The sequence below is a fragment of the Paraliobacillus sp. JSM ZJ581 genome (assembly GCF_044383835.1).
In the GTDB taxonomy this organism is placed as follows: domain Bacteria; phylum Bacillota; class Bacilli; order Bacillales; family Amphibacillaceae; genus Paraliobacillus.
The window spans coordinates 1-18,769 of sequence record NZ_JBISEP010000036.1 but is presented as its reverse complement, the minus strand read 5'-3'; the positions used below and the strand labels follow the sequence as shown (position 1 = coordinate 18,769).

The following is an 18,769-nucleotide window of genomic DNA, read 5'->3' as shown; positions in this document are numbered from 1 at the left end:
AGGTAGATAGGTTCGAGGTGGAAGCGTGGTGACACGTGCAGCTGACGAATACTAATCGATCGAGGACTTAACTATAACAAAAAGTGAAAGCGACCGTTAAGCAACGTACGAACTGGACTGAACCGTAGGAGATAAAGGAAACACAATGCGCATAGCGAATGGATGTTAACTTATCGTACGAAGGTGAAGGAAGTTACGCTAGTTGCTGGGAGCTAGAACTAGATTAATAAAAAGTGAAAGCGACCGTTAAGCGCTGTAGCTAGATTTTATATGTTATATGAACACTTGTCTGTCTTATCTAGTTTTGAAGGTGCATCCTTAAGACAAATGGATGTTCGACTAAGCCCGTCACGTCCTGTGACAACGTCGAACGGACCCACATCATGTGGGCCCTAGTTTTGAAGGTACATCCTTTAAAAATAACTGTAATATTGGTCTAGTGACAATAGCGAAGAGGTCACACCTGTTCCCATGCCGAACACAGTAGTTAAGCTCTTCAGCGCCGATGGTAGTTGGGGCCTTGCCCCTGCAAGAGTAGGACGTCGCTAGGTAAGTTTTTAAAAATATTGATTTAGCTTTGTGAAACAACAAACTAGTTATTGTTCCACAGTAGCTCAGTGGTAGAGCAATCGGCTGTTAACCGATCGGTCGTAGGTTCGAATCCTACCTGTGGAGCCATGTGCTTCCATAGCTCAGCGGTAGAGCACTTCCATGGTAAGGAAGGGGTCGCCGGTTCAAGTCCGGCTGGAAGCTCTGTGATGATTTTTAATTGGCCCGTTGGTCAAGCGGTTAAGACACCGCCCTTTCACGGCGGTAACACGGGTTCGAATCCCGTACGGGTCACCATTTGGAGGATTAGCTCAGCTGGGAGAGCACCTGCCTTACAAGCAGGGGGTCGCAGGTTCGAGCCCTGCATCCTCCACCATAAGCCGGCCTAGCTCAATTGGTAGAGCAACTGACTTGTAATCAGTAGGTTGGGGGTTCAAGTCCTCTGGCCGGCACCAGTTTCTTTTTCAATACTAATATGGAGGGATAGCGAAGTTGGCCAAACGCGGCGGACTGTAAATCCGCTCCCATCGGGTTCGTAGGTTCGAGTCCTACTCCCTCCACCATATTAAGACCATTTTATTAGCAGTGGATGAATCACTGTTATTTTATTGGGCTATGGCCAAGCGGTAAGGCAACGGTTTTTGGTACCGTCATGCGCTGGTTCGAATCCAGCTAGCCCAGCCATTTTATTTTTAATATTCAAATATGTTTCTTTCACAAAACCTTTGAAACAAATTTGTTTTCGGAAGGTTTTCTGTTTTGAAGCTTGAAATTAAATTGTAGTTTTGTAATTTTGAGCCATTAGCTCAGTCGGTAGAGCATCTGACTTTTAATCAGAGGGTCGGAGGTTCGAATCCTCCATGGCTCACCATTAATTTCATGAAAATAAATAGTACAGTGTGGGGCCTTAGCTCAGCTGGGAGAGCGCCTGCTTTGCACGCAGGAGGTCAGCGGTTCGATCCCGCTAGGCTCCACCATACATAATGTGTTAAGGGAATTGGACGTTATAGATAATGTTCAGTTCTTTTTTTATGCAACAAAACGACGATAATCGATTTCATTAATATGAAATAATGAACAATCAAAACTTAATATGTTAAATTTGAACTTTTAAAAAATATCGAGAAATAGAGTATTAATGCTTATTTGGTAAAACAATTTATTTTTACCTATTGCTACTTAAATTAAAATCTTTATAATAAAAATGAAACCTTTTAAAAGATATATTCGTAAATAAATAAACCGCAATATAAGCGGAGGTAGTGAATAACATGGACTTGAAAATCAAACAAAAAATAAAACAAGTTAAAAAAGGTGATCAATCCGCATTCGAAGATATTGTAGCTTATTATCAAGATAAAGTATATCAAATATGCTTTCGAATAATTGGAAGCACACATGAAGCAGAAGACCTGGCACAAGAGGCTTTTATTCGTGCCTATGTGAATATCCAATCCTATGACGATAAACGAAAATTTTCTACATGGCTATTTCGTATTGCAACGAATGTTACGATTGATCGTATTCGTAAAAAGAAACCTGACTTTTATCTAGACGCAGAAGTAAGAGGTACGGATGGCTTGACGATGTATTCTCAACTTGCAGAGCAGCAGCCATTGCCCGAAGAGGAACTGGAGAGTTTAGAATTACAATCTTATATTCAACAACAAATAATGAGCTTACCTGCTAAATATCGTAGCGTGATTGCTTTACGTTTTGTTGATGAACTATCTTTAGCTGAAATTAGTGAGATATTAGATATTCCTATTGGCACAGTGAAGACAAGAGTGTATAGGGGTAGAGAAGCTCTTCGGAAAAAACTTCGTGATGTATAAAGGGATGTGAATACAATGAATTGCAAAAAAGAATTTCTCAACTTAATGCACAAATATTTAGATGATGAGTTATCTTTACAAGAAGAAAGGCATTTAAAAAACCATCTGCAAAAATGTGAGACTTGTCAAAAATATTTTCATGAATTAACTCTTACAGATACATTAGTTAAAAGCGCAAATGTGATGCAGCCATCGTCTAAATTTACCGAAAAAGTGATGGCTAACTTGCCGAAAGAGAAACGCAGATGGGGCTATATGCGATGGTTTAAGTCGCATCCTGTCTTAACTGCAGCAGCGATATTTTTTGTTTTAATGTTTGGAAGCATTTTTTCTGTGTGGGATCAACCTGGGCAGCTATCTGTTTCAAATGATCAAGATGTAGTCATTAAAGATGGCAAAGTTATTGTACCGGAAGGAGTTACGATTGAAGGCGATCTGGTAGTGAAAAATGTTGATCTTCAGATAGATGGAAAAATAAATGGCAATGTCACATTGATTAATGGAGAGCATTTAATGGCTTCAGCAGGAAACGTTAGCGGTGAAATAGAACAAGTGAATCAAGTGTTTGAGTGGATGTGGTATCACATTAAACAATTTTCAAATAAAATTATTGATTGGGCAAACTGATCTTTTATAGATAAACAGGGAGATCGCTGGATTTCTCTGTTTATTTTTCATCTGGAAAAAAGAAACTGGATTTCTAATAATATGGAAGTTGGTTAAATTGTGAAAAATAATAGTAACAATAATGGGTTGCGTGTTAACTATTTATAAAGAAAGCATATAAATTTAATAGCGTTATTTTTTAAAATATCTTTAGTTTCGTTCTGCAAATGCAGATAGTTTTGATATAATGATGAATAGGTTATTAGAGTAATGTTTATGAACATTATTTTATTTATGCTATAATGTATTAAGTCATTATTTTACAGATGGGACGATAATCAATGAGAAGAAGGAAGTGTAACCATGCTTGATGGGGGAGTAGACATATTTAAAGCTTTACGTATTGTAGTAGATATCGCCCTTATCTGGTATGTCCTATATAAACTAATCATGCTTATCCGTGGTACGAAAGCGATCCAGTTACTAAAGGGTATTTTTGTTGTATTAGGTTTTTACCTGATAAGTTATTTTCTGAATTTGCAAACCGTACAAGTTATTATAGAGCAAGTTATTGTTTGGGGGCCAGTGGCGATTATCATTCTGTTTCAACCCGAATTGCGGCGAGCCTTAGAACAAATAGGCCGTGGCAGTTTCTTTACTAGAAATAAAAATTCAGAAGAAGAGATTTTGAACCATGTCATAGACGCAATTACCAAATCATGCAACTACATGGGTAAGCGTCGAATTGGTGCTTTAATTACGATTGAGAGAGATACGAACATGGGAGACTTTATTGAAACAGGAATACCAATCCATGGTCAATTGACAAATCAATTGTTAACAAACATTTTCGTTCCGAACACGCCTCTACACGATGGAGCTGTTATTCTTAAACAAGATCAAATCGTTGCTGCAGCATGTTATTTGCCATTATCAGAAAGTCCGTTTATTTCCAAAGAATTAGGAACACGTCATAGGGCAGCGATGGGCGTCAGCGAGGTAAGTGATGCTCTAACGATTGTTGTATCAGAAGAAACGGGACAGATTTCTTATACGAAAAATGGTGAATTGCATCGTGATTTAGATCAGGAAAAGCTAATGAGTATGTTGCGAAAAGATTTAGAGATTTACTTTATTAAGTCCCCTACGGCAAAAACTTGGACTTGGAGGGGAAAAAAATAATGAATGATTGGTTAAATAAACCTTGGATTATTCGTGTGCTATCCTTAATTTTGGCTGTGCTTATTTTTACAGTCATTAGATTTGATAATCAGGATAATAATGGAGACGCTTTACGATTAGATCTATTTAGTAGTTCACAAGAGACACAAGTTGTTAATAATATCCCTATCAATGTAAAATTAGATGATAAGTATGCAGTAAGTGGTGTGCCAGACACAGCTAATGTCACATTAGAGGGGACAGTGAGTGTTGTCCAGTCTACTGCAACACAACGAAATTTTGATGTTTTTGTGGATCTGGAGGACTTAGAGCCGGGGACATACACAGTTCCGTTAGAGTACGAAGGGATTTCAGATCGATTGAATGTAACAATTGACCCGAAATCAATTGAAGTAACCATTGAAGAAAAGGCTACCGCTGAATTTGAGGTGAAAGTAGATTACACAAATGAAGAGTTATTAGCAGCAGGTTATGAACTGCTAGAAGCGACCGTTGACCCTTCGACGGTTGAGATAACAAGCTCAAAGAGTGTGATTGATCGTATATCAGTTGTTAAAGCTTTTGTTGATGTTGAGGGTATACAAGAGTCAGTAACGATAAATGATGTGAAGATACGTGTCTATGATAGTGAAGGTAATGAGTTAAGTGCGAGAGTGGAGCCAGAAACGGTCAGTGTGCTCATTCATGTTGATAATCCAAACAAAAACATTCCTGTTAGTATAAAGACTAAAGGGGAGGCGCCTGATGGTATAAAAATATTGTCCATTACACCTAGTGATAAAGAAGTGAAAGTCTTTGCCTCAGAAAAAGACTTGGAAGATTTAACTCAAATAGAAACAGAGGAAATTGACCTAAGTACCATACAAAAAGACACATCAATAAAAGTTAAATTAAAACAACAGAATGGCGTTAGACTAGTTAATCCAAATACAATTACAGTAGATATTAAAGTAGATCGCAACATTGAAAAAACGTTTGATGATGTCTCAATAGATATAAAAAATGTAGATAATCCTTATACTGCTTCATTTGTTGAAGAATCAGATGGGGCAGTGGATATTACAGTAACGGGATATAAATCAGAATTGGACAAACTAAATGCCTCTGATTTTTCTTTATCGGTTGATGCTTCTGACCTGAATCCAGGTGAACATGAACTTACGATTGACTCAAGTAATCTGGAGGGGTTAAAGTTAGATCTTTCTAGTGAAACAGTCAAGATACGAATTGAATAACTATTATTGTATGAAACTAACATTGAAAGATAACACTATTAACACAAGTAGCAATGATAACGTGTTTAATTAGGAACAAAGGAGAGGTACATTATGGGTAAATATTTCGGTACAGATGGCGTTCGAGGGGTTGCAAATGTAGAACTAACTCCAGAACTTGCGTTTAAATTAGGCCGATTTGGAGGATATGTACTAACTAAAGAGACATCAAAAGCGAAAGTTCTTATTGGACGAGATACAAGAATTTCAGGAAGTATGTTAGAGAATGCATTAACTGCTGGGCTTTTATCAATTGGAGCAGAAGTGATGCGACTAGGTGTCATATCGACACCAGGTGTTGCTTACTTAACTAAAGCAATGAGTGCAGAAGCGGGTGTGATGATTTCTGCGTCACATAATCCAGTAGAAGATAACGGTATCAAATTTTTTGGCCCTGATGGATTCAAACTAACTGATGCACAAGAACAAGAAATAGAAGCACTACTCGATGGAAACACAGATGAATTACCTCGACCAACTGGGGCAGATATGGGACAAATTAATGACTACTTTGAAGGTGGACAGAAGTATATTCAATACTTAAAGCAATCCGTAGATAATGACTTTGAAGGCTTACATATTGCATTAGACTGTGCACATGGATCAACATCTACATTAGCGACACATTTGTTTGCCGATTTGGAAGCTGATCTCTCAACAATTGGTTCATCACCTGATGGCTTGAATATTAATGATGGCGTTGGTTCCACCCATCCAGAAACATTGAAAGCATTTGTTTTAGAAAAAGAAGCAGATGTTGGATTAGCCTTTGATGGTGATGGAGATCGTATTATCGCGGTTGATGAACAAGGAAACATTATAGATGGCGATCAAATTATGTATATTTGTGCTAAATACCTTAACAGTAAAGGATTGTTGCATCATTCTACCGTTGTTTCCACAGTTATGAGTAATATTGGCTTTTATAAGGCATTAGAAGCAGAAGGAATGAAAAGTGACAAGACAGCTGTAGGTGATCGCTATGTGATGGAGGAAATGCGTAAAGGTGGCTACAACCTTGGTGGAGAACAATCTGGTCATATTATTTTCCTTGATTATATCACGACAGGTGATGGCATGCTAACGGCACTTCAGCTAGTAAATGTCATGAAAGAAACTGGGAAAAAACTATCTGAGCTCGCTAGTGAAATGGAAAAGTTTCCACAAGTCTTAAAAAATGTAAAAGTAATTGATAAACAACAAGCGCTTGTACACCCACGAATTCAAGAAGTAATTGCAAAAGCAGAAGAACAAATGGGTGACGATGGTCGCGTGCTAGTTCGTCCATCAGGAACAGAGCCGTTAGTTCGTGTAATGGTAGAAGCTCCTACCATTGAAAGATGTAATGAGGTAGCAGATGAAGTAGTACAAACAATTGAAGCATTATTAGGCATGAAATAATAGCTGAAAAGGATAGTTAAGTCTTTAAGTAGACTAACTATCCTTTTTTACAGTTGTTACAAAAGGCTATAAGTTATAGTACTTATAGCGGTATAATATAAATGAAAAGGAAATAAAAAAATATTGCTTGCTATATTATTATCGGTTAAAATAGAAATTGTTCTTTTTCAAAAGAACGTTCATTCAAGTATAGAAAGGTGGATCGTTAAACAAAAAGTAATACAAGCGCCTGAACTATTTTTCGAGCGGTGAAAAATAGTTGACGAGGTGGAGGTTCATTCGAATTATGTCGGCGGGTACCTCCCGGTTGCACACATCTCCAACCGATAGGCTATTATTCGAAAACAATGAGGCGACTCGTTGTACAAGGATAATGGTAGATGATGATAATAACATCATGAGAAAGGGGCAAATAAACGCCCCGATGTATATAACAGGTTTCGTTTGTTTGCCTCTTTCCTATTTTAGGAGGAAAACGAAATGTGTGGAATTGTTGGTTATATTGGAAAAAATGATACGAAAGAAATTTTATTAAATGGACTAGAGAAATTAGAATATCGAGGCTATGATTCTGCAGGAATCGCAACGCTTAATAACCAAGGTTTACATTTGTGTAAAGCGAAAGGTCGTATCGCTACTTTACGCGAAAAAGTAGATACGACGGTTGCATCTTCTATCGGAATTGGTCATACTCGCTGGGCGACGCATGGCGAACCAAGTGAGGCAAATGCACACCCACACCAGAGCTCTTCTGGTCGATTCACCCTTGTTCACAACGGTGTAATTGAAAACTATTATGAGCTTCGGGATGACTATTTATCAGATGTAAATTTAATAAGCGAAACAGATACAGAAGTGATTGTACAGTTGATGGAAGTGCTCTATAACCAGTATCAAAATGTAGCGGAAGCTTTTCGTCAAACAGTATCTTTGTTAAAGGGTTCCTATGCCATTGCGCTTATCGATGCGGAAGATCAAGATACGATTTATGTAGCGAAGAACAAAAGTCCATTATTAATCGGATTAGGTGAAGGATTTAATGTAATTGCTAGTGATGCGATGGCAACGCTTAAAGAAACCGATCGTTATCTAGAAATCCATGATAAGGAAATCGTACTAGTTAATCGTAATTACGTTGAAATTCAAAAACTAGATGGCATAGCAGTCGAGCGAGAGCCATATATCGCAGAAATAGATGCAGCTGATATTGAAAAAGGAACCTACGCGCACTTTATGTTAAAAGAAATCGACGAGCAGCCATTTGTCATGCGTAAAATCATTCAAGCGTATCAAAATCAACAAGGTAACATTAAATTAGATACCGATATAGAGGAAGCGATGCTAGAAGCAGATCGTATTTATATTATTGCAGCCGGCACAAGTTATCATGCAGGTTTAATTGGCAAACAAATGATTGAAAGATTGGCTAATATACCGGTAGAAGTGCATATTGCTAGTGAATTTTCTTATCATATGCCACTGCTATCTAACAAACCATTGTTTATTTTTATATCACAAAGCGGTGAAACAGCAGATAGTCGTTCGGTATTAGTACGTATTAAGGAATTAGGACATTCAGCGCTCACCATAACCAATGTTCCAGGATCTACCCTTTCTCGTGAAGCGGATTATACCTTGCATTTATATGCAGGGCCGGAAATTGCAGTTGCTTCCACAAAAGCATATACTGCACAAATTGCAGTACTAACGATATTAGCAGTTGGTACCGCCAAAGCAAAAGGAATGACGTTAGATTTTGACCCATTACAAGAGCTAGCCATTGTATCCAGTGTAATGGAGTCGCTAACCGATCAAAAAGATACCTTTCAACAAATTGCAATAGATTTATTTACCGAAACACGTAATGCTTTCTTTATTGGCCGTGGCGTTGATTACTTTGTCGCACAAGAAGCGTCGCTCAAATTAAAGGAAATCTCTTATATTCAAGCAGAAGGATTTGCAGGTGGAGAGCTAAAGCATGGGACAATTGCTCTGATTGAGGAAGGTACTCCAGTGATTGCGATTTCTACCCAAGCAAATGTGAATTATTCGATTCGTGGTAATGTGCAAGAAGTAGCTGCACGAGGCGCAAAAACATGTATCTTCAGTATGGAAGGTTTACATCAGGATAATGATGCTTTTGTATTGCCACAGGTACATGAATTACTGACACCACTAGTAAGTGTCATACCAATGCAACTTTTAGCTTATTATGCAGCATTACACCGAGATTGTGATGTGGATAAGCCACGTAATCTAGCAAAAAGTGTGACGGTGGAATAAGGGCAGTAGGTTAGTAGTTTTTTTTGTGGATTTGAAATAAAGTTTAACCGTTTGTAAAAAAGTTCGACCGTTTATAAAAAAGATTAACTGTCTTTGATTGTAAAATTAAGCGAGACACTAGGAAAACTAAAAAAGACATGTCATGATATACTCAATCTAAAACCGACTAAAGTTAAGGAGAGTGTATCTGGCATGTCCCACACCCACCTTACCAAAATAGAACTCATATTCATAGAAGAACATTTTTCAATCGGTCTTAAGGGTCGTCAAATTGCCAAAAAGCTCAAGCGAGGTCATGAGGCGATCTATCGAGTCATCAGACAACTAAAAGAAGGAAAAACAGCGATTGACATTTATCTGGAATACAAGAAAAACAAGCAAAAATGTGGTCGTAAACCGATTCAACTTTCCAAAAATGAAGTGGAATACATCAACGCAAGAGTAGAGGCTGGTTGGACTCCAGACGTCATCGTTGGTAGAAAAGAAAGACGCATCTCTTGTAGTATGCGTACACTTTATCGGCAGTTTGAAAAGGGTGTTTTCAAACAAGAAAAATTACCGATGAAAGGGAAAAGAAAACCAAACGGTCACCAAGAAAATAGAGGCAAACAAGCATTTAGACGTAGTATAAGTGAGCGCAATCAGGAACACCTAAACTACAACAATGAATTTGGCCATCTAGAAGGTGATACCATTGTTGGTAACAAACACAAGAGCGCGATAACCCCTTTGGTTGAGTCGTTAAGTAAATGCATCATTGCGATCAAACCTAAAGGCAGAGAAGCCCAAGATATTGAAGAAGCTCTAAACGACTGGCTGAAAGGCGTTCCTAGGCACTTATTCAAATCGATTATCTTTGACTGTGGTAAAGAATTCTCGAATTGGAAAAACATCAGTAATAATCATGATATTGACATCTATTTTGCCGATCCAGGAACGCCATCACAAAGAGGATTGAATGAAAATTCGAATGGTCTACTACGTAAAAACGGTCTACCAAAAGAGATGGATTTCAATTCCGTTACACAAGAATATATATCAACTGTTGCTTCTAGAAGAAACAACATTCCAAGAAAATCATTAAATTATCAAACACCAATTGAGTGTTTTATGAAGCATGTCGACAAGGAAACTTTGTCTCGCTTAATTTGACAAATGAAATTGCTATAAAATACGGGTTCGAGTAATATATTTGATCAAACTTTATTTTAAAGCTACAGCAGTAGAACTCTTGAAAATAAGGGTGTCCGAGGTGTTAACACTAAAATCCACATCATTTTTGAAAAAGTAAATTTAATTTATTTACATTAACATCATTTATTGGTAAAATATAGTCAAGATTCGGAATATAAAATAGTATCAGAAAGCGGAGATTTTAAAGGAGGAGAGCTAAACTTGGGAGCCATCATACTTTTCGATGGGGAATGTAATTTTTGTAATAAAAGCATTCAGTTTATCATTAAAAGGGAGTCGCATGATTACTTCAAATTTGCTTCATTGCAAGGAGAAGTTGGACAAAACCTACTGAAAAAAAATCAGTTACCTTTAGATGTTGATAGTTTTGTGTTGATTAAAGACGATCGAGTGTTTTTGAAATCGGATGCTGCTCTTCGTATATGTAGACATTTAAAAGGACTGTGGAAATTATTGACAATACTACTCATTATTCCTAGACCGATTCGGAATACAGTTTACTCAATCGTCGCAAACAATAGATACAAATTTATGGGGAAAAGGGACAGTTGTGCTATACCTTCTCCAGAGATCCGTAACCGTTTCTTAGAATGAGTTTCCTCATTGCGTTCTGATTGATGATGCCATCTCAAGGCTAAGCCGTTTGCGTTTCACTATAAAAAAGAATTGGAGGGTATAACTTTTGAAGTTCAATGCAAACAAAGACTTAACCTATCGAATCATCATATGGGGATCGGTATTGTTGTTCTTAGGACTATCAATTGGACTATTCCTACCGATTTACCATGAGGCAGGACTCGCCGCAAGTTTAACTTTTTCTTTGATATCTGGGATTTTCGCCATCGTCATTTTATGGTTTTGGTACCGAACATTTTATATTGTAACAAATGAACATTTAATCATTCATATTGGCCCATTTAAACGCCGGATTGAGCTCGGAACCATTAAAAAAATCGAAAAAACCAATACTCAATTAGCTTCAGCTGCTCTTTCCAAAGAACGTTATTACGTATACTATGGTTCCACGGATTTTACAATTATCGCTCCAGAAAACATGGACAAGTTTGTGCAAGTGATCAATGAACAAAGGGATGAACCGGTAAAGTTATTGAAATAAATGTGTACATTCATTTCCAGTGATTAGACCTGTATTTCCAAATAATCAAAGCAGATATTCCTTCGTTGAATACAAACTATGAAAAGGTTAAGCCGCAATGATTCCATGCGGCTTAACCCTTTTTTAGTAAGGTCGGCTAGAATTATCGTCTGTTTAATTCAATGCATCCATAATTTCAATAAAGTATGCGTCTTTCTCAAGCTGTGAAGAAGCTGATTTTCCTCCCCAAAGGTATGCATTTTGATATACCCATAAGTTCAGGTATGCAGCAGCATTTACTCCTGCCACGGCTGTGTGGACTGCGCCTGCATAGTTGTATGCAAGTGCGCCAACCATTGCTACCCACCCAGCAACTGCAGCTGTAAGATCGACTTCATCGGCTGATGAGATGAAATAACCCATATTATCCAATGCCTTTTGAAGCAGGACACCACCATTTTCAATGGCTTTATCTAGTTGAGCTGGACTCATACTGTATGCGGCAGCTTGCAATTCCTCGAAATAATTCGGGTCGACTGTCCCGATTTCGCCTATGATCTTATCGATTAACTCAAGGACCTCTTCATGCTGCTTTGCATCTTGAACTGGTTCAGCATCTACTGTTTGCAGTTTTTTCGCAAGCTCGCCTTCACCAAATACAATCCCTTTATAAATTTCTTCACCTGTTAATTTACCTTGGATACTTGTATTTTGGCCTGCTAGAACAGATGGACCTAGAGTAAACAGAACTAAAGTTGAAATTAACATGAATAACATACCTTTTTTTGCTAAATTCTTCATGATTGACCCTCCCATTTTTAATTTGATTCATTTGTTTGACGATGTTTCAGCCCGACCTTTTTTCAAGCTCTCCCCCTTTCCATGTATTTTTTCTTAATCTATGGTAAATTCTTGGTGGCAACATTAGAAAATTTAACACGGCTTGTATGCTAAATTCTTGCTGAAGCGGTCTTAAAAATAGAATCAGAGCTGCGAACATGACGATGACAAAGTTGTGCAGACCAACAACGGCTGAAATCATAAAGTGGAATATTAATCCTGGAATAAAAAACCACTTCCAATATTTCGCAGGTGTAAATAAAGCTGCAAATAAGAGAAACTCGAGAATGACTGTTCCCCATGTTGGGATGACAACAAGAGGAGTTTCCAACAAAGGCATCAGAATTTTACCCATTGTGTCTGAAATTCCAAGTAATGTATCCTGGAAGAAGTAGTAAACTGCAGTGCCATCCTTCCAAAATTCTCCGGGCACTTTAGCGTAAGCTGCATTTAAATAGATGATGGCGACTTGAAAACGGATAGCGATATAAGCACATAATCCCGTGATAAAGGCGAACATATAGCGATGGGAAGAAATGTCAGGCTTTTTTGAACGCTGCCAATGCCATTTCCTTGGGTCCGTCAATGTCAACGGGATCAAAAGTAAGGTAAGGGTGACATTGACTTGTTCTCCTCCGTCAAGGGTCAATGCTGTAGAATAAAAACTATACGTAATGTAGAAGTGTAGAATTCCAGTAATTCTCGGTCGCCAACCACTGGCGATGCCGAGTAATAGAATGATAAAGATCCACCGAATTAACTCAAAGTAGAAAAAATCATTGGGGACCATGCAAAACACACTGAGGTTCCGATCACATAATGGAAACTCAGGCAGACCAGCCCCTGGCCTGAAAAATGTCTTTGTAGGATTAAACAATAGAAGCAATGCTAATGAACTTGCCAACAGGGTTCGTGCGAGACCATAAACATTCGTCCATAACGGCTGTTGCTCTGCATATTGATATAATTTATCACCTAATCTGCTGAACATGTGACATTCACCCTCACTATTTCAGATGGCATAACTGTAGTTTCTTTATATTTGCTCCATGCCCAGGGCACAGGTTCTTGTTGTACAATGATATGTTCACCGCATATCGTCGGATATGGGGACTCGTTTTCAATTTCGACTGCTTCTAGACCATCGTTTTCAATCGCACAGGTAGATGGAGCATCCTCGCATGTTACCCACGATTCCCCAGGAATCTTGAACTGTATTAAACCTGCTTCGATCCCTTGGGCTCGTCCAGCTCTCTTTAAACCGAATAGATTTTCTTTCGTGTTGTTCGGCCAATTTGTTGATGGTTCGAATGTTTCATAATCATACATGTAGAGAGCAGATTCAGTAGGGTCTTTACTGTAAAATCCCCAACCTTGCGGGAACCATGATTGCATATATATTTCGTCGACAAACGGCATGGACAGAGCATTCCGTGGCAATGAAGTATATATTGATACAAAGAATAGTAGAAAAGTCATGAATAATAAACTTACAAAGTAGATTCCATAACTCTTCTTCTTATTGGGCTTCATCTCTACACCTCTCCTTAGTTTTTTATTTTAAATGACCTTGTATGCTAGAAGATTCCGTGGGTGGTTTGCCATCATTTTTGTCACCGGAAGTTCATATAAATATTAAAAAAAGACTAATTATTGATGAGAAATAGGAATGAAATCGTTACTCCTATAAATTATCCAGTAAGGTTATAATATTTTCTTTGAGTTCTAATGGCTGATCTTGATTTGAATAAACAGCTGTTACGTAATGAGCGTATACAGGTGGAAGTGGCGCAACATATGCCCAAGTTAATCCCACTTTAGCATAAACGCTTATCCTTACTAAATTTTGCTCTACACTTGCTGTCATATCCAAATCGTTGCTTTCAAGATAGTTAGTGAAATAAATCCGGCTTTTTTCTAATAAATCTTGCGCGCGGGTAGGATCTTTGGATTCAATGGCATCTTGTAAATCATTAAAGAACTGAGGGTACTCCTGATCGATATATGCCATTACTTCTGTTATAAATTCTGTGTTTTCATCACTATTGGTAGAATTTAAGATTTCCTCGTCCCGAATTAATATTTCTCCTATTTCACCTTGACCGAATATCAATCCCTTATAGTATTCTTCTCCTGTAAAAGTTTGGTTGACGGTATCATGTTGAGTAGCTGCCGATGCAGCCAAGTTAAGGCTATACAACGTAACGGAACATACCAATGCCATCATGATGAATAAGATGAGATATGTCTTTTTTTCATTATCAATTGCATCGCTCCTTTGATTTAAGATTCTATTAATCATCAATAATTAGGGTCATAAAGGGAAGGTGTTTGTCATGGATGAAGTTCTGCTACTTTTTTCTGTGCTACTTGTTGTTTAGGCTTGTACATCAGCTGAATCTAAATAATTAAATATCATGAAAATTCCGGAAATTAAAGGGGGAAGGATGTTAGAGCACGTATAACTGTTAGCCGTACCAGGAACAATCATGAACGTGCCTATACCCATGTCATTCCTATATCTTCTTGATTATCCCAATACATGTTTTTCACTTATTCATTAACAAATAGACCTGTCACTTCATCATTTTGATTAAAGGTGATCGTAAAAATGCGGCTTCCTTCACTATAGTTGGTAACGAGAACCGTAGTGTATAATTCGTCTTGTTCCTCTACGGAAGATTTATCAATTTCCTTAAAATTCCCTGACTGCTCGATATAGCTCGAAAGTTCCCGTAAGTCATATTCCGATAGATTACCCTTCATTTCTTCATCGAACATGGTTTGTACTTCTTCAGTATTACCTTCATTTAATAAGGTGACAATGTCAGTCGCTTCGTTAATATAATGTTCGGCAGTTTCATCATCCACATTTCCACAAGCAGCAAGCGTAAACAGAAAAACAAGACTAAACGTTATCAACAAAATTTTTTTCATCGTAATCTTTCCTTTCTTTTAATTAATAGGCTGTAACTGAAAACAGCTAATGCAGTCAGTGCTAGTGTTATTTCCACTGTAATAAGTGCAACATGTTGTGCCATGAACAATGGAAGAATCCCAGCTAATGCATTGACAACCCCGTGAATGAGTATGGCAAGTATTACGTAAAGGAATTTCTTCTGAACAACAGCGTTTAATACGATGATGGATAGTCCAATATGCAACAGTATTGCAAAAAACCTCTCAATCCCTCCGATGAAGAAATCTAGATTGTAAGCATGGGCGGTCACTGAAAATAAAATGGAGAATGCATTTATTCCAACTAATAATATTGCTTCAATCCCTCCATGACCTGCACCGAACAGAAAGCCGGATTTCCGATCACGTTGTTTCATCAAAAGATAGATTAAAATAAAGCGTGCGATCTCTTCAAAAACTCCGGCTGACAAACCGACTAATATGGCGTGGGAAATTGTCTCAGTGGTCTTGAATATCAGATAATCTGAGCTGTGTTCTAAATACTGCAAAGTCGGAATGCGGATTAACACCTGCGATATGGTAAATGCTAGAATACCTAAAAAGAATGGAATGAAGCGTTTCGTTATACAGGCATAGATGAGTGCAAGGATAGGTATCCCGATACTGATGAGTAAAGCGAAAATGATACCAAGCATGTAGTTCACTCCTCAATTGCAGTATAATGAATGTAATCGAAAATAAAACATATATTTCATAATCGGTTAAAAATTCATCATAATTGGTCAAAAATAGGTGACACAGCTAATTGGTGTCACCTATTTTTATCATCAACGTTTGTGTGAACAATGGAGCTATGAAACTCGTTTGCAGTGTCACATGTGGTGTTTTGTCAATCATCTGCTTAAGCGCGAATAATCCGTAGCCCCGCTTCTCCTTTTTCTTGGAGTAGCCCTTTTCATAGAGTCGGTGTAAGTCGATGGATGTATGATCTGTACTGTTGCTCACGATAAAATATTGGGTATCCTCTATTTCAAAGAAGGCAAGTTGAATTATTTTTTCTTTGCTATTCACCGCTTCTTCTATCCCGTTATCAACTAGGATTGAAATCATACGAATGAATTCAACCAATCTTATATGAATGTCATGAATCGGATTGGGGATATCGACCAGCAATTGTGTATGTTGTTGGTGTGCAGTCTGAAGCTTGACGCTCAATACGCTTTTAATTTCGGGAATATGAATATTGGATAATCTTACAATATCTAATTCTTGATTATTGATGTGTTCAGATGTGGGAGAAATGACGTTATGATACGTTTTTTCAATTTGTTTTAAATCTCCCGTACGAATCGCTCCATCTAATGCTAATAGTATATTCAAATAATCGTGACGGAAACTGGCTAATTCTTCATGCATAATCTCAAGCTTCTTCACATAGTCCAACGACTCGTTATCCAAGCAATCTTGTTGTTCCCTTACTAATCTTTCTTTTGTTAAATGAGAGCCGATGAGCACCATAAGGAGTAAGAGAATGAATAATATAAATGCTAAATTGTAGCTTAATTGTCCGATCTTCTGATTCATTGTCGACAAAAAAACAGTACTGGGTGAGGTTAAGATGAGTGCGATGCCTAGTCCAATGATGAGAATTCCGTAGCTTATGACATACAAGGGACTCTCGACGATATATCGTGAAAAACTTTGGATTGGATTTCGCAACAACCACACACTGATTGTAATGATAACTGCAACGCTGAGGTGAATCAGGCTGAAGCTCCAGAGATATAAATTGAATGGTGACCACATGAAGAGTGATATGGCTATTTCCATTAATACGATTTTGACTAATGTCATGCTAACGATACTGGCTAATGTAAAGTATAAATTCTTAAAAAACGTCAACTCCATTTGCATCAGGCCTAAGCTTAATAAAAAAATGACGAATACTACAATATTAAGTTCAGGGTAACCTGTTATTGTCACGACAATGCCCAGTAGAATTGTGAAAATGATACTTAAAGAGATGGTCATGATATATGACAAACGATTGTAACGGATTAATTGAAAGTATAGTAGGATGTGACTGATTCCAATCAGCACCGTTGCGATAATGTCATAAATGTACATCTTAAACTCCATCCTTAATCATTTGTCTGATTTTACTACTTAATCGTCGAGATACTGGAATTCGTTCATTGTTTCTTAAGATGATCATTCGATTTGTTTTATCATAAGAAGCGATCTGGTTCATATTGACGATGAAGGATTGATGACAACGAAATAATCGATTATCTAAATTAGCAATTTCTTTCAATGTGCCATAAAAGTGGATGACCTGTTCTGACGTGACTAACACTAAACGGTGTGGTCCATCAGTTGCGATATACTCCACTGTTTTGAACGGTACTTTTATTGTCGTATTTGTATTTTCCACAATAAAGTCATCGGTCGGGATATTTGTTTGATTACGTACTTCGTAATAGGAGAGGCATTGCTTAATCAGGTGATAACGTTCATTGTAAGACAGGGCTTTGTCGATAAAAGTAAAAGCCGATACCATATACTGATAGGAAATTGGTGCAAATTCCGAATGTGTGGTCACAAACACAATAATGCCTAGTGAATCATGTCTACGAATTTTTTGAGCAACTTGCAAGCCCTTGCGTCTTTCCTTTTTGATTTCAATATCCAAAAAGTAAATAGGAATGAACGTTGTCAATGGAATCTTTTCAATAATTTGATCAGATTTACTCGTCACTTCTATAAAATCAAATGGTATTTGGTGTTTCTCGCATATCTCTTCCGCAAGGCGCTTGAATTGGTTTCCTTGAATAATATCATCTTCATATATAAAGATACTCATAATCCCATTCCCCCTTTATATTTCTCTTATTTTATGTTTTATTCCAACGCTAGTTCTATCCTTGTCTCCCTATTTGTTATATTTCTCCAAATAATTCAGTAATCCTTCTAAGTTTTATAAAGTAATAAATATGTTTAATAACGTTCGGTATGAATTGACAAGGTTCTATGTGATGAAAGAATGAGTTAATTCAGAACAGAAGCTGATGTGAAAAATAATATCGTAGAATTACGATGATAAAGACCTTAAAAAATAGTTATTTAAGCCTGATTTTCTTTCTTTCCGTAAATATGACGGTCTATTTTTACCATTATTTATCATTCAACAAAATTCAGCAAGAATATTTGAAAGAGTATGATATATTTAATTAGAATTTTATACTTTCATACCCGTGCGTTCAAAATATTAGTGATGGGAGGATTATTTGAAGATGAAAGAGAAAGAATTATTAGGAATCATTACCTTGCTTTTTATCCCATTTTTATCATATATTTTCATTAGTGTCGCATAAATAACATTTGAATATTCTGACTACATCTTTAGGTACAAAACAAAAAAGTTGAAACACCTAAGTTAAGGTAGTAAACATCTATTTTTTTTACGATAGCTAATGGCAAGGGAAGCAGTGAGTTAGAAGCTTTACGGGACGGCTTTTCCTTTGATTTTCTGAACCCAAATATATGATGGTCTCCATAAGGATGCTTTTAAGTGGCGACTTATTTGTAAG

At 37.3% G+C, this 18,769-nt stretch carries 17 protein-coding genes, 9 tRNA genes and 1 rRNA gene; 19 read left to right on the top strand and 8 right to left on the bottom strand.

The window, feature by feature from the left end; genetic code table 11:
* Positions 1–435: 435 nt before the first annotated feature.
* The 19 genes from rrf (at position 436) to ACH6CY_RS14430 (ending at position 11,441) form a co-directional block, all read left to right on the top strand.
* A 5S ribosomal RNA gene (gene rrf / locus ACH6CY_RS14520) occupies positions 436–551 on the top strand.
* Between the two features lie 52 nt (positions 552–603).
* Positions 604–678: transfer RNA gene (locus ACH6CY_RS14515), tRNA-Asn, on the top strand.
* A gap of 3 nt (positions 679–681) precedes the next feature.
* Positions 682–753 (top strand) — tRNA-Thr (locus tag ACH6CY_RS14510).
* An 18-nt stretch (positions 754–771) separates the two neighbouring features.
* Positions 772–846: transfer RNA gene (locus ACH6CY_RS14505), tRNA-Glu, on the top strand.
* A 3-nt stretch (positions 847–849) separates the two neighbouring features.
* Positions 850–925: transfer RNA gene (locus ACH6CY_RS14500), tRNA-Val, on the top strand.
* A gap of 3 nt (positions 926–928) precedes the next feature.
* Positions 929–1,004 (top strand) — tRNA-Thr (locus ACH6CY_RS14495).
* Between the two features lie 22 nt (positions 1,005–1,026).
* A tRNA-Tyr gene (locus tag ACH6CY_RS14490) sits at positions 1,027–1,112 on the top strand.
* Between the two features lie 46 nt (positions 1,113–1,158).
* Positions 1,159–1,233: transfer RNA gene (locus tag ACH6CY_RS14485), tRNA-Gln, on the top strand.
* A gap of 111 nt (positions 1,234–1,344) precedes the next feature.
* Positions 1,345–1,420: transfer RNA gene (locus ACH6CY_RS14480), tRNA-Lys, on the top strand.
* 30 nt (positions 1,421–1,450) lie between these two features.
* Positions 1,451–1,526 (top strand) — tRNA-Ala (locus tag ACH6CY_RS14475).
* 294 nt (positions 1,527–1,820) lie between these two features.
* Complete coding sequence (gene sigW, locus ACH6CY_RS14470) at positions 1,821–2,384, top strand: RNA polymerase sigma factor SigW (protein WP_374068034.1); 564 nt, start codon at positions 1,821–1,823, stop codon at positions 2,382–2,384.
* Between the two features lie 15 nt (positions 2,385–2,399).
* Complete coding sequence (locus tag ACH6CY_RS14465; RefSeq protein ID WP_374068033.1) at positions 2,400–3,011, top strand: zf-HC2 domain-containing protein; 612 nt, start codon at positions 2,400–2,402, stop codon at positions 3,009–3,011.
* Between the two features lie 342 nt (positions 3,012–3,353).
* Positions 3,354–4,172: a diadenylate cyclase CdaA gene (cdaA, locus tag ACH6CY_RS14460; protein ID WP_374068032.1), complete on the top strand. Its 819-nt coding sequence runs from the start codon at positions 3,354–3,356 to the stop codon at positions 4,170–4,172.
* Positions 4,172–5,407 (top strand): CdaR family protein, encoded by a 1,236-nt coding sequence (locus ACH6CY_RS14455; RefSeq protein ID WP_374068031.1) that lies wholly within the window; start codon positions 4,172–4,174, stop codon positions 5,405–5,407. The genes cdaA and ACH6CY_RS14455 overlap by 1 nt, the downstream gene beginning before the upstream one ends.
* A gap of 93 nt (positions 5,408–5,500) precedes the next feature.
* The gene (gene glmM, locus ACH6CY_RS14450; protein ID WP_374068030.1) at positions 5,501–6,847 is read left to right on the top strand and encodes a phosphoglucosamine mutase; all 1,347 of its coding nucleotides are present in this window, start codon (positions 5,501–5,503) and stop codon (positions 6,845–6,847) included.
* Positions 6,848–7,327: 480 nt separating this feature from the next.
* Positions 7,328–9,130: a glutamine--fructose-6-phosphate transaminase (isomerizing) gene (gene glmS / locus ACH6CY_RS14445; protein ID WP_374068029.1), complete on the top strand. Its 1,803-nt coding sequence runs from the start codon at positions 7,328–7,330 to the stop codon at positions 9,128–9,130.
* Positions 9,131–9,322: 192 nt separating this feature from the next.
* Positions 9,323–10,282 (top strand): IS30 family transposase, encoded by a 960-nt coding sequence (locus ACH6CY_RS14440; RefSeq protein ID WP_374068028.1) that lies wholly within the window; start codon positions 9,323–9,325, stop codon positions 10,280–10,282.
* A gap of 243 nt (positions 10,283–10,525) precedes the next feature.
* Positions 10,526–10,918, top strand: a complete 393-nt coding sequence (locus ACH6CY_RS14435) for a thiol-disulfide oxidoreductase DCC family protein (protein WP_374068027.1) — start codon at positions 10,526–10,528, stop codon at positions 10,916–10,918.
* Positions 10,919–11,006: 88 nt separating this feature from the next.
* Complete coding sequence (locus ACH6CY_RS14430; RefSeq protein ID WP_374068025.1) at positions 11,007–11,441, top strand: PH domain-containing protein; 435 nt, start codon at positions 11,007–11,009, stop codon at positions 11,439–11,441.
* Between the two features lie 153 nt (positions 11,442–11,594).
* On the opposite strand, the gene ACH6CY_RS14425 is transcribed toward ACH6CY_RS14430, so the two are convergent.
* The 8 genes from ACH6CY_RS14425 to ACH6CY_RS14390 form a co-directional block, all read right to left on the bottom strand.
* A complete protein-coding gene (locus tag ACH6CY_RS14425) occupies positions 11,595–12,221 on the bottom strand; it encodes a sporulation delaying protein family toxin (protein WP_374068024.1) in 627 nt (208 codons plus the stop codon).
* A gap of 46 nt (positions 12,222–12,267) precedes the next feature.
* The gene (locus tag ACH6CY_RS14420) at positions 12,268–13,251 is read right to left on the bottom strand and encodes a sporulation-delaying protein SdpB family protein (protein ID WP_374068023.1); all 984 of its coding nucleotides are present in this window, start codon (positions 13,249–13,251) and stop codon (positions 12,268–12,270) included.
* Entirely contained in the window at positions 13,236–13,739 is a 504-nt protein-coding gene (locus tag ACH6CY_RS14415; RefSeq protein WP_374068035.1) for an SdpA family antimicrobial peptide system protein, read from the bottom strand. The genes ACH6CY_RS14420 and ACH6CY_RS14415 overlap by 16 nt, the downstream gene beginning before the upstream one ends.
* A gap of 205 nt (positions 13,740–13,944) precedes the next feature.
* Positions 13,945–14,460: a sporulation delaying protein family toxin gene (locus ACH6CY_RS14410; protein WP_374068022.1), complete on the bottom strand. Its 516-nt coding sequence runs from the start codon at positions 14,458–14,460 to the stop codon at positions 13,945–13,947.
* Positions 14,461–14,813: 353 nt separating this feature from the next.
* Positions 14,814–15,197, bottom strand: coding sequence for a DUF3887 domain-containing protein (locus ACH6CY_RS14405; RefSeq protein WP_374068021.1), 384 nt, complete (start codon positions 15,195–15,197; stop codon positions 14,814–14,816).
* Positions 15,194–15,874 (bottom strand): YhfC family glutamic-type intramembrane protease, encoded by a 681-nt coding sequence (locus tag ACH6CY_RS14400; RefSeq protein WP_374068020.1) that lies wholly within the window; start codon positions 15,872–15,874, stop codon positions 15,194–15,196. The genes ACH6CY_RS14405 and ACH6CY_RS14400 overlap by 4 nt, the downstream gene beginning before the upstream one ends.
* Positions 15,875–15,980: 106 nt before the next feature.
* Positions 15,981–17,306 carry a GHKL domain-containing protein gene (locus ACH6CY_RS14395; RefSeq protein WP_374068019.1) on the bottom strand — a complete coding sequence of 442 codons (1,326 nt, stop codon included), beginning with the start codon at positions 17,304–17,306 and terminating at the stop codon, positions 15,981–15,983.
* A gap of 1 nt (position 17,307) precedes the next feature.
* Positions 17,308–18,042, bottom strand: coding sequence for a LytR/AlgR family response regulator transcription factor (locus ACH6CY_RS14390; RefSeq protein ID WP_374068018.1), 735 nt, complete (start codon positions 18,040–18,042; stop codon positions 17,308–17,310).
* Positions 18,043–18,769 lie beyond the last annotated feature (727 nt).

Excerpts from the sequence above, each read along its gene's own strand:
- sigW (WP_374068034.1), top strand. The coding sequence starts at position 1,821 with ATGGACTTGAAAATCAAACAAAAAATAAAACAAGTTAAAAAAGGTGAT.
- ACH6CY_RS14465 (WP_374068033.1), top strand. The coding sequence starts at position 2,400 with ATGAATTGCAAAAAAGAATTTCTCAACTTAATGCACAAATATTTAGAT.
- cdaA (WP_374068032.1), top strand. The coding sequence starts at position 3,354 with ATGCTTGATGGGGGAGTAGACATATTTAAAGCTTTACGTATTGTAGTA.
- ACH6CY_RS14455 (WP_374068031.1), top strand. The coding sequence starts at position 4,172 with ATGAATGATTGGTTAAATAAACCTTGGATTATTCGTGTGCTATCCTTA.
- glmM (WP_374068030.1), top strand. The coding sequence starts at position 5,501 with ATGGGTAAATATTTCGGTACAGATGGCGTTCGAGGGGTTGCAAATGTA.
- glmS (WP_374068029.1), top strand. The coding sequence starts at position 7,328 with ATGTGTGGAATTGTTGGTTATATTGGAAAAAATGATACGAAAGAAATT.
- ACH6CY_RS14440 (WP_374068028.1), top strand. The coding sequence starts at position 9,323 with ATGTCCCACACCCACCTTACCAAAATAGAACTCATATTCATAGAAGAA.
- ACH6CY_RS14425 (WP_374068024.1), bottom strand. The coding sequence starts at position 12,221 with ATGAAGAATTTAGCAAAAAAAGGTATGTTATTCATGTTAATTTCAACT.
- ACH6CY_RS14420 (WP_374068023.1), bottom strand. The coding sequence starts at position 13,251 with ATGTTCAGCAGATTAGGTGATAAATTATATCAATATGCAGAGCAACAG.
- ACH6CY_RS14415 (WP_374068035.1), bottom strand. The coding sequence starts at position 13,739 with ATGACTTTTCTACTATTCTTTGTATCAATATATACTTCATTGCCACGG.
- ACH6CY_RS14405 (WP_374068021.1), bottom strand. The coding sequence starts at position 15,197 with ATGAAAAAAATTTTGTTGATAACGTTTAGTCTTGTTTTTCTGTTTACG.
- ACH6CY_RS14400 (WP_374068020.1), bottom strand. The coding sequence starts at position 15,874 with ATGCTTGGTATCATTTTCGCTTTACTCATCAGTATCGGGATACCTATC.
- ACH6CY_RS14395 (WP_374068019.1), bottom strand. The coding sequence starts at position 17,306 with ATGTACATTTATGACATTATCGCAACGGTGCTGATTGGAATCAGTCAC.
- ACH6CY_RS14390 (WP_374068018.1), bottom strand. The coding sequence starts at position 18,042 with ATGAGTATCTTTATATATGAAGATGATATTATTCAAGGAAACCAATTC.